General features: G+C 70.8%; 7 protein-coding genes and 3 pseudogenes. 6 read left to right on the top strand and 4 right to left on the bottom strand.

Annotated features, from left to right (window positions below; translation table 11 throughout):
- The 4 genes and pseudogenes from AB0I73_RS38540 to AB0I73_RS38525 all read left to right on the top strand — a co-directional run.
- The coding region (locus AB0I73_RS38540) for a hypothetical protein (protein ID WP_363045065.1) at positions 1 to 375 on the top strand (375 nt) is incomplete at its 5' end.
- Between the two features lie 34 nt (positions 376 to 409).
- A pseudogene (locus tag AB0I73_RS38535) lies at positions 410 to 883 on the top strand (XRE family transcriptional regulator); the annotation flags it as partial.
- A 160-nt stretch (positions 884 to 1,043) separates the two neighbouring features.
- A complete protein-coding gene (locus AB0I73_RS38530; RefSeq protein ID WP_363045064.1) occupies positions 1,044 to 1,859 on the top strand; it encodes a DUF899 domain-containing protein in 816 nt (271 codons plus the stop codon).
- A gap of 152 nt (positions 1,860 to 2,011) precedes the next feature.
- Positions 2,012 to 2,212: a hypothetical protein gene (locus tag AB0I73_RS38525; protein WP_363045063.1), complete on the top strand. Its 201-nt coding sequence runs from the start codon at positions 2,012 to 2,014 to the stop codon at positions 2,210 to 2,212.
- A 66-nt stretch (positions 2,213 to 2,278) separates the two neighbouring features.
- On the opposite strand, the gene AB0I73_RS38520 is transcribed toward AB0I73_RS38525, so the two are convergent.
- Positions 2,279 to 4,057: an ISL3 family transposase gene (locus AB0I73_RS38520; RefSeq protein ID WP_363045062.1), complete on the bottom strand. Its 1,779-nt coding sequence runs from the start codon at positions 4,055 to 4,057 to the stop codon at positions 2,279 to 2,281.
- A 425-nt stretch (positions 4,058 to 4,482) separates the two neighbouring features.
- Here AB0I73_RS38520 and AB0I73_RS38515 point away from each other — a divergent pair, with 425 nt between their 5' ends.
- Together AB0I73_RS38515 and AB0I73_RS38510 are read left to right on the top strand one after the other, a co-directional pair.
- Positions 4,483 to 6,717, top strand: a complete 2,235-nt coding sequence (locus AB0I73_RS38515; RefSeq protein ID WP_363045061.1) for a helix-turn-helix transcriptional regulator — start codon at positions 4,483 to 4,485, stop codon at positions 6,715 to 6,717.
- Between the two features lie 6 nt (positions 6,718 to 6,723).
- Positions 6,724 to 7,281, top strand: a complete 558-nt coding sequence (locus AB0I73_RS38510; RefSeq protein ID WP_363045060.1) for an XRE family transcriptional regulator — start codon at positions 6,724 to 6,726, stop codon at positions 7,279 to 7,281.
- 298 nt (positions 7,282 to 7,579) lie between these two features.
- Here the strand turns inward: AB0I73_RS38510 and AB0I73_RS38505 are convergent.
- The 3 genes and pseudogenes from AB0I73_RS38505 to proP all read right to left on the bottom strand — a co-directional run.
- Positions 7,580 to 7,742, bottom strand: a pseudogene (locus AB0I73_RS38505) (IS5/IS1182 family transposase); the annotation flags it as partial.
- A pseudogene (locus AB0I73_RS38500) lies at positions 7,732 to 8,154 on the bottom strand (class I SAM-dependent methyltransferase); the annotation flags it as partial. The pseudogenes AB0I73_RS38500 and AB0I73_RS38505, both read right to left, overlap by 11 nt.
- A 48-nt stretch (positions 8,155 to 8,202) precedes the next feature.
- Positions 8,203 to 9,591: a glycine betaine/L-proline transporter ProP gene (gene proP, locus AB0I73_RS38495; protein ID WP_363045059.1), complete on the bottom strand. Its 1,389-nt coding sequence runs from the start codon at positions 9,589 to 9,591 to the stop codon at positions 8,203 to 8,205.
- Positions 9,592 to 10,038 lie beyond the last annotated feature (447 nt).

Raw genomic sequence — 10,038 nt, 5'->3', positions numbered from 1 at the left:
GCCGCCGCCGACGGCGGAGCGACCTGCAGCGCCGCCGACCTGACCGCCTTCGCCCGAGCGCTGCGCACCGGCCGGTTGCTGGACGAGGAGACCACGCGCCTCGCGCTGACCCCGCAGGTCGACGAGCGGGCGGAGAAGGTGCGCGGCTACTGGTGGAAGTACGGCTTCGGTCTCACCCATCTCCTGGACGAGGGGGGAGCCGTCGTCCGCTGGGGTCACACGGGCGAGGAGGACGGGGTCAGCGCCCGCCTCTACCACTATCCCCGGCACGAGGTGGACGTCGCCGTCCTGGGCAACGTCAGCTGGTGTGCGGGCGACATGGGGTGGGCCGTGCATGACGCCCTGGTGAACGCCCCGGCCGGGTCGAACGGTTGAGGCGGGTCACGCGGTCGGGCGCCGTCGCCGGGGAATACGTTACCTGGTCAAGCAGCTCAACGGCACCCGCGCGGTGACCGACGCGCTCGGCGTCACCCAGCGCACCGTCGAGCGGTACGTCAAAGACCAGATCCGCCGGCCCCGCCCGGACCTCGCCCGACGCCTGGAGGACGCCGTGCGCGCCCGCCGGCGGCCCCGCATCCGCGAACGCGCCCGCCGCCAGGCCGCCACCAGCACCGGCCTGGTCGTCGACACCCGCGCCCGGTTCGGCTTCACCGCCGCACCCGGCACCACCGACGACGCCCGCCTCCACCACCTCACCCTCGCCCTGCCACCCCAGCACGCGGCCCGCCTCTTCGACGCCCAGGACTCGGGTGCCACCGAGCGGCAGCTGCGCGACCTCGCCGCCGAAGCGCTCGGTGAGGTCTACTTCCGCGACGGCGGCCGCCGCGCCCACGGCCTGCAGGTGGAGTTCACCGACGTCGAGCACCTGCAGTTCGAGCTGTGAGAGCGCGTCTGTGAACTCGTCGGCCCGACGTAGTCCGTGCAGGCCCGGCCGGGGCGCCCCCCCCGCCGCGATGAGTTCCGGCCGGGTCGCGGGTCTGTTCCGGTGAGCGTCCCAGGACGTCGTACGACGCCGCCCGGCACGAGACACCACGGAGGACACCATGACGACCACACCGGATGACCCGACCACCGCGCTGCCCGGCCGCCCGCCCGTCGTCGACCCGGCCACCTGGCAGACCGCCCGCGACGAGCTGCTGGTCCGGGAGAAGGCCCACACCCGTGAGGGCGACGCCCTCGCCGCGGCCCGCCGCCGGTTGCCGATGGTGGAGCTCGACCAGGCGGTCGAGGTCGTCGGAGCCGACGGCCCGGTCCCGTTCCTGGACCTGTTCCAGGGCCGCGAGGAGCTCATGGTCTACCAGCACATGTGGTACGACGGCGCGCCGCACCAGGGGCAGTGCGAGGGCTGCACCGCCACGGCCTGGCACCTGAAGGACGCCGTCTACCTCAACGCCCGCGGTGTCTCGTTCGCCGTCCTGACCACGGGCCGGTGGGACGAGGTGGCCGCCTACGTCGCGTTCATGGGCTACACCCAGCCCTGGTACTCGGTGCGCGACGTGGACGCGCCGGTCGGCGGGGAAATGGGGCATCTCACCTGCTTCCTGCGCGATGGCGACCGCGTGTTCCTCACCTACTCCACGACGGGCCGCGGCAACGAGCCGGTCAACGGGTCGCTCGGCCTGCTCGACATGACGCCCTACGGCCGCCGTGAGGCGTGGGAGGACAACCCCGAGGGCTGGCCCGAGGCCCCTCAGGCCGGCTCGCCGGTCGGTGGGCATGGCTCGCCGATCTGCTGGTACTGGCGCTCGGACGCCGACAGGAATGCCACCTGGGGCCCGACCAGCCGCCCCGTGCCGCAATGGACCCGCCCCGGCGCGACCCCCGTGAAGACCCTCGGCCGGCACGACCACCACCACTGACGCGCCTTCGCCGACGGCGTCGGCAAAAGGTGTCAGGGCCGTCTGGGACCAGGTCACCGGCAGCACCGGCCTTGCCGCAGCGGCCTGACCCAACACACCGGCCAGGCCACAACACGCCCCGGCATGCCGCCGGCCGCCCACACCCTGTCAACGTGACAACACCAGTCCCGTTGCTGTCCACCCGCCAGCGGTGTCCGGCCGGCAGCATACGCGCGGAGATCGTCGCCGCCTGTTCCGGCTCGAGGACGCCCCCCGGCGTACGTCTGGTGCACCTCACCGACCAGACCGCAGTCCGGGCAGACAGGCCCTGGCTCCTTGCCGACGAGGGCGCCGTCCTGGAGCACTGCTGGTAGTCGACGGCGTGCTGGAGCGCCGCTCATTCCTTGGCGGTCCGCGGTATCGCGTCGTCGCCCACGGCTCTACTCGCTCGGCGCCTGGCCGGTCCTGTTCCTGACGATGGCCTTGACTGTGCTGATCTTGAGGCTGAGCTCCTCGGCGATCGTCTCGTGGGCGACACCGTGAGCGGCCGCGGCCTTGATCTCCTGATTTCGGCGTTGGTAGTGCTCGCTGGCGTGGATGTTCTCGTGGAGGCGGCGGGCTTCGCGGAGGTGCTCGAGGCCGAGGTCGCGCGGCTCCTGGGTGGCGGCGGTGTTCGTGACGTTGAGTTGCTCGAGTCGTTCCGGTCGCTCGGTCTCGGGCCGGCGGAGAAGCCGCGCCCACCAGCGGGGCAGTCGGCCTCGCAGCGTGGTGAGCCATCCGGGCATGGGCATGGTGTTGTCAGCCATCGAATCCCCCAGGTTGCGATCACTGTCCCCGGACCGACGGTGACGGGTGAACACCGGGGGCACAAGGGTGCGAACCGGACGAACGGCATGAGGGTCCGCGCCCCAGTAACGCAGATCCTCCCGATGGTGGTGCGGACGACTGCTGGCACGGCGACAACACTGGCCATGCCGGATGCCCCTCAACGTGACAGCCCCCACGGCCGTTTCAGGACGACGGTGGGGCTGCCTGCGATGTGTCGGCTTCGTGTCAGTGGAGTGGTCGGCGGTCGTCGTCGGCCGCTGCTGGCTGTCTTCCTGCTGGCTGCGCTTCCAGGCGTTGGTGCAGCCCTCGTCCCAGCGCTCGTCCAGATAGGGCTTGTACTCGTCGAGGACGGAGGTTCGGTTGTGCTGCCACTGGCCGCGAAAGAGGTCTTCCGGCCTGGCCGCGTCGGCGAGGCTCTTGACGGTGTGGTGGGTCATGTGGTGCCGGCGCCCGATGGAGCGGCGGCTGTGGCCGGCTTCCAGCAGGGCGTGGACGGTGGCGTGTCTGGCCCGGATGCGGTGGGCGAACCGGTCGCTCTTCCACAGCGAGGTGGGTGCTTCCTCGGGCGGAGTGGGATCATCGGTTTCCTTTCCGGCCGGTTCGGGGACGAGGACGCGCAGGCACTGGCGGTGGCGGGCAACGGTCCGCTCGGCGGCCTCGCCGAGGTTGTGCCACAGATACCACCGGTCAGCGACCTGGATCGCCTGGGGTGCCCCGGCCGTGGCGTCTTCCGCGAAGAACGGAGCCCGGTCCCGGCAGATCACCTCGATTCCTGGCCGCTTCGCCAGCCACTCGGCCAGACTGGACGCCTCCCGGTCAGGCAGCAGGTCCACCGGCCGACGGGTCTCGCAATCGACCAGAGCCGTGCCGTAGACGCGGCCCTTGCGCGTCGCGTACTCATCGACGCCGACCGCCCGTGGGGACGGTGCCTCCGGCTTCGGCAAGGCCGTGAGCAGCCGCAACACCGTGCTGCGGCTGACGGACACTCCGAAGACTCGTGCCATCCGGGCACCGGCCCGGCCGGCGAGGGCGAGGCCGACCACGGCCAGCGTCGAACGCAGGCGCTCGGTCCACCGGCTGTGCCGCCGGGTCAGGCCCGGTAGTTGCCCGACAAATGTCCGTCGTCCGCACGCAGCGTTCCGGCAGAAGAACCGGCGGACCCACAGGCAGAGAACCACCCGCCGCCCCGCGCTGGGGACATCGGCGGGAAAGCGCAGGTAGGAGCTGTGTATTCGGCTCGAATGGCTCCCGCAGCTCGGACACGCCGCCTCGGCCGCCGTACTACGGGCCTTGACGTGTACAGCTTCGTGGTTCACGTCCACCGACAGCACCGCCACGTCCGCGATCGCCGGGAACAACAGCCCCTCCAGCCGGAGCGATGTCTCTTCCACGACGCTGAACTGTCGGCCACCCCAAGGTCGGCACTGATCATTTTCAGGCAGCCTCCGGGAGGTTGATCCGAGCGTCAGTCGTCACTCAGCGTGCCGCCTTCACGGAAAGCGAGCCAGAACCCCTGATCGGAAGTCATGCATGACTCACCACAACGCGCTCCTGACTCCGGCCTGCCGCTGCTGGATCGCAACTCCCGGCCACACTCGTCGTCGACCCGGACGCCGAGGAGCTTCGAACGGCAGTCAGCGCCAAACGATCACTCAACCTTCGGTGACAACGCTTGACCTCGCTGCGAGAGGTCAGCCCAGGACGCACCACTTGAAACACTCCTTCACCGATCGACCGCATTTCGTACGCAATTCGTACGGAAGAAGTACGTGATCCGTACGGTTCACGGGATAGGGTGTCGGTCAGGAGGTGTTCCGTGTCCGAGTTGTTCGAGGCGGTCGACGCGCTGGTCGCGTCCCGCTCTCCGCTGCCGCCGACGGGGGAGCGCAAGCGACTGCGTACCGCGCACGGCTTGACACTGGACGAGGTGGCCGCCGCGCTGAAGGTGCGCCGTGCCACGGTGAGCGCCTGGGAGTCCGGCAAGACCGAGCCCCGCTCACCGGAGCGTGAGGCGTACGCGCGGCTGCTCAAGCAGCTCGCGGAGCTCTACCCCGCTGCACCGGTGGCGAAGATGACGGCCCCGGTGGTGCCGACCACGTTCACCGGCTCGCCAGCCTTGGCCGACGCGGAGATCCTGTCCGCAGACAAGGCGTCCGAGGCTGCGGCCATGACCGCACACGAGAACACCCGGACCGCCCCCGCTTCCGCCGCCACAGCTCCGCCGGCCGCGCCGCGACCGGCGCGCACCGCCAGGCCGACGTCGACGTCGCGGCGTCCGGGCGCGAAGCAGGCGGCCCCGACCAGCGCTCCCGCGGGCAGCGCCGACACGCGCTTCGAGAACGGGCCGCTCGCCGTTGTCGACGTCGAAGACGGTCAGGCACTGGCGTACTGCGTCGGCGGTCTGGTCCTGGACGTGCCCGCCAAGTCCCTCCCGTCCCTGGTCGACTGGACGCTCACGGAGGCGAAGCTCGGGCAACCGAAGCTGTCCGGCCCGGGCAAGGACGCCGACCCGCTGCTCGTGCTCACCGAGGCCGCGCTGGAGCGCTACGGCCTGCCGGTCACCCTCACCGACGAGGAGCGGCTCGCCGGGCGGATCCCCGAGGGCCACAAGGTCATCAGGCAACTGGTCCGCGCCGACTGGAAGCTGACCAAGCGCGGGTTCGGCCCGTGGGCGCGGATCTACCGCCCCGCCACCGGTTCGGAACGGGCCTGCGTCCAGTTGTGCATCCCGTCCTGGCACGCGCTCGACTCCCGCCACTGGGGCGGGGCCGCCCAGCTACCGCCGGCGGACCTCGCCCGGGTGCTGGGTGTTTATGCGTCCCGGGTGATGACGCCGCGCGGCTCCACCGCCGTCACCGGCCTGGAGCTGATGACCGCGCTGCACCCGCCGACCCGGGCCTCCGAGCCCGACACCAACGGCAAGAGGCACTCCGAGCACAACCCCGGCAGTCTGGGCAAGGACCCGGTGGACTGTGCACCGTGCGAGGCGCCGGACGGGCACCCGCTCCTGGCGAACCTGCCACGCTTCCCCGTCCGCGGCCCGGCGGAGAAGCTGTTCGAGGAGGCGTACGACTGGGCACGCCCGATGACCGACGCCGAATGCCTGCGCCGCCACCTGGTCGGCATCGACGTGAACATGGCCTTCGCGGCGGGCGCCAACGGCCTGGTCGTCGGCCTCGGTGCGCCCACGCAGGTCAAGGCGCCGGTGTTCGACCCGAAGCTGCCCGGTTCGTGGCTGGTGGACCTGTCCCACGTCGACCTGTCCCGCGTGAAGGTCGGCAAGGAGTGGGCGGCGCTGGACGGCTCGCTGCTGCCCAGCCCGTTCACGCCGACGGGCGCGCGTCCCGAGGGCCCGGCCTGGTACGCGACACCCACCGTCGCCTACGCGGTGGAGCTGGGCTACGAGGTGCGCCCGATCGAGGCCTGGGTGCGCTACGAGAACGGCCGCTACCTGGACGGCTGGTACAACCGGCTGCGCGACGCCTACCTCGCCACCATGGCCGACCTCGGCGTGGAAACGGACCTGTCGCCGGCCGACTTCCTGGCGGCCATGGACGGCTACAGGGAGCGCGACCCTCAACTGGCGATCGTCGTCTCGGCGATCAAGGCGACGGTGAAGGGCGGCCTGGGTAAGCTGCGCGAACGCCCGCGCGGGGAGGGCTGGCGGCCCGGCGAGCCGTGGCGCGCGCTGTCCCGCCCGACGTGGCGGCCGGACATCCGCGCGGCGGTCATCTCCCGCACGCGCATCAACCTGCACCGCAAGATCGTCAAGCATGCGGCGTTCACCGGCGACTACCCGGTCGCGATCCTGTCCGACTGCGTCGTGTACGCGGCGGGCGGCACGAGCCCGCTGGACTTCCTGCCCTACCGGGAGGGCAAGCCGCTGCCGGGCGGCTTCAAGCTCGGGGTGAACCCCGGCCTGGTGAAGCACGAGGGCACCCAGAGCGTGCTGTGGGGCGAGGGCGTGCGGGAGCAGTTCACGGCCCCGGAACTCAACCTCGCCCGGTACATCAAGGACGGCACCGTCACCGGCCAGGACAACGGGGAGTAGCAGGCGATGAGCATGTTCGGGGACGGCCTGGACGCCGCGGTACAGAAAACCTTCACCCGCCCGGCACCCAAGAGCGCGGGCGCGCAGATGCGGTACCTGGTCAAGCAGCTCAAGGGCACCAAGCCGGTCGCCCAGATGCTGCGGATCTCCCAACGCACCGTCGAACGGTACGTGAAGGACCAGATCAAAAAGCCCCGTGCCGCTCTCGCCGCCCGGCTGGAGCGCGAGGTCAAGAAGCGGTGGCAGCCGCAGATCCGGGCGAAGGCCCGCGAGAAGGCGGCGACCACCGGCGGCATCGTCATCGACACCCGCGCCCGGCTCGGTTACACCGCACCGATCGGGTCGACGGACCAGGACCGCATCCGGCACCTGACCGTGGCCCTGCCGCCGCAGTACGCCGCCCGCCTCTTCGACGCCCAGCAGGCCGGCGCCGGCGACCAGCAGCTCAAGGAGATCGCCGCCGAAGCCCTCAGGGAGGTCTACTTCCAGGACGGCGGCCGCCGCGCCGGCCAGCTGGAGGAGGTCCGCTTCACGGACATCGAGCACCTGGAGTTCGACCTGTAGAGGCCGCACCGGAACATCGCCGGTGCTCGCGATGATGATCCGGCAACCCGACCACAGCGATGTTGAGCCGAAGCGCAATGGTCGGCACGAAGGCACGCTTGTCGTCACCGAGGCGGTTGCTTCGATCGAAGTGCCCCCTTGCCCCGCCCCGCACCATCGGCCTGCGCTGCGGTGAGGTCTCGAACCCACGAAGCGAGTGACGTCGAATGAAACGCGTGACGGTGGAGCGCTGGGCGGGACGGTGCGCTTTGCCGACGGATGCGAGGCCGACCGCGGAACGGGTCGCCGGCCGAGCGGAACGCGAGCCGTACTTGCCCCGGTCGCCAGGAGTCGGGCCGGTCAGGGCCCCCTTTTCAGGGCCCGCATGTTCACCGAGTCGATCGTGCACCGCGCCAGTCCAGTTCGCCGCGGGACCCGAGCTTGTCCAGGACCAGCCGGTGCGGCCTGGCCCACACCCGGGCCCGCCCGCACCTCGACCTGCTGGCCGAGGCCCGCGCGGGCGAGGTTGCGAATGGCGACCTCGGCGTGCTTGGGGTCGTACTCGAGGGAGACCAGCCGTCCGTCGGCCGGGAGGGCGCGGCCCAGCCAGATGGTGCTGTAGCCGCCGAGCGTGCCGATCTCAAGGATGTGGCGAGCGCCTTGCCCCCGGGCGAGGAACTGGAGCAGCTTGTCCTGGGCGGGGGACACGGCGATGGACGGAAGGCCGGCGGCCTCGCTGTCCCGCAGGGCGGCCGCCGGCACATCGTCGCCCAGGGCATCGGGCAGCAGACGGGCGACGAAGTAGTCGTCCACCGTGTGCCAGAGCTGCGAATCGCCCTTGCGCCCCTGCCTTTCGTCAGCGGTACTGGTTGACCCGTTTTCCTGGTGGACCAGTACCGCTGACCACAACAGAACCACTCGGCTTCCCGCTCAGGGCGCTCCTCAACGCGCCGAGGCCTGTGGGGACTGCTGCTCCCCGGCCTCCAGGGAAGGCGGCGAACCCGGCAGCGGGCGCCCCGCCGACTCGGCCATGCGCCACACCGCGAACCCGCCGACCACGGCCGCCGCCATCATGTAGTAGGCGGGCATCATCACATCGCCGGTCGCGCCGATCAGCGCCGTGACCACCAGCGGGGTGGTCCCGCCGAACACCGAGACCGAGACGTTGAAGCCGATGGACAGAGAGCCATAGCGCACCCGCGTCGGGAACAGCGCCGGGAGGGCGGCGGGCATCGTGGCGGTGAAGCAGACCAGCAGCAGCCCCAGGGCGCCCATCCCGACCGCCACCGCGAGCAGGCTGCCCTCGCGGATCAGCAGCAGGGCCGGTATGGACAGCAGCAGGAAACCCGCACAGCCGGCTGCGATCACCGGGCGGCGGCCGATCCGGTCGGTCAGCGCACCGGCGAAGGGCTGGACGATCATCATCAGCACCATCACGCCGAGCACGACGAGCAGACCGTGCGTCGCGTCGTAACCGAGTTCACCGGTGAGGTAAGTCGGCATGTACGACAGCAGCATGTAGTCGGTGACGTTGAAGACCAGCACCAGGCCCACGCACAGCAGCAGCGCCCGCCACTGGCCGGTGACCATCTCGCGCAGCGGCACCTTCGGGCGGTCGGTCTCCGCCTTCTCGACCTCGGCCGCGAACGCCGGCGTCTCCTCCAGGCGCATGCGCAGGTAGAGGCCGATGATGCCCATCGGGCCCGCAATGAGGAACGGCAGGCGCCAGCCCCAGGAGAGCAGGTCCTCGGAGGAGAGCAGCGCGGTCATCAGCGTGACCAGGCCGGCACCGCCGATGTACCCGGCCAGCGTGCCGAACTCCAGCCAGCTACCCAGGAAGCCCCGGCGTCGGTCCGGTGCGTACTCGGCGATGAAGGTCGAGGCGCCGGCGTACTCGCCGCCGGTGGAGAAGCCCTGCACCAGACGCGCCGCCAGCAGCAGGATCGGGGCGCCGACGCCGATCGTGGCGTAGGAGGGGATCAGGCCGATCGCGAAGGTGCCCACCGCCATCATGATCATGGTGAAGGCGAGGACCTTCTGCCGTCCCACGCGGTCACCGAGCGGACCGAAGACCATGCCACCCAGCGGGCGGATCAGGAAGGCCGCGGCGAAGGCACCGAACGTGGCGAGCAGCTGGGCGGTGGGGTTGCCCGAGGGGAAGAAGACCTTGCCCAGCGTGACCGCGAGGTAGCTGTAGACACCGAAGTCGAACCATTCCATCGCGTTGCCCAGGGCGGCGGCCTTCACGGCACGCCGGACGAGCGCGGGGTCGGTGATGGTGGGCGCCTGTGCGGTTCCGGCCTCCTGCGGCATGGGAGAGGACTTGGACATGACGGCTGGGGAAGTGCCGGCTTTGGGAGCGGCGACTGGGGCAGTCGACAAAACGTCGCTCGCCTACCTTTCGACGGGGACAGGGAAGGGATCCGCGCGGCGGCGCTGTCGGGCGGCCCGGAGAAGCGACGATAGGTGTACTTAGTGCCTATACGGGCGGTATGCGTTCAGTTGCAGAATGCATCCGAATGCCGGGTGGGCAGGCACGCAGCCCCTCCCCACAGCCGCTCGGCCAGATGTCTTCTGTGAGCCATCTCGCGTCCATTCGCTGCAACCCCGACCCCTCGCCGCACGTCGTCTGCCGCGCCAAAGAGTGGCCAAAGGCAGGACGGACGTCAGGTGAGACGGGGGTGTGGCTGGCGTTGGTGGGCCAGCGGCGCCCGGGGGTCGGCCCTACCGTGGTGGCATGGTGGTGATCAATGGTGGGCGGCGGAAGGTGGGCGCCCG

The sequence above is a fragment of the Streptomyces sp. NPDC050388 genome, from assembly GCF_040655635.1.
GTDB lineage: Bacteria > Actinomycetota > Actinomycetes > Streptomycetales > Streptomycetaceae > Streptomyces.
This window is presented reverse-complemented; position numbering and strand designations above follow the sequence as displayed.

Bases quoted from the DNA above. Each gene is read 5' to 3' on its own strand.
- proP (WP_363045059.1), bottom strand. From the start codon at position 9,591: ATGTCCAAGTCCTCTCCCATGCCGCAGGAGGCCGGAACCGCACAGGCG.
- AB0I73_RS38530 (WP_363045064.1), top strand. From the start codon at position 1,044: ATGACGACCACACCGGATGACCCGACCACCGCGCTGCCCGGCCGCCCG.
- AB0I73_RS38510 (WP_363045060.1), top strand. From the start codon at position 6,724: ATGAGCATGTTCGGGGACGGCCTGGACGCCGCGGTACAGAAAACCTTC.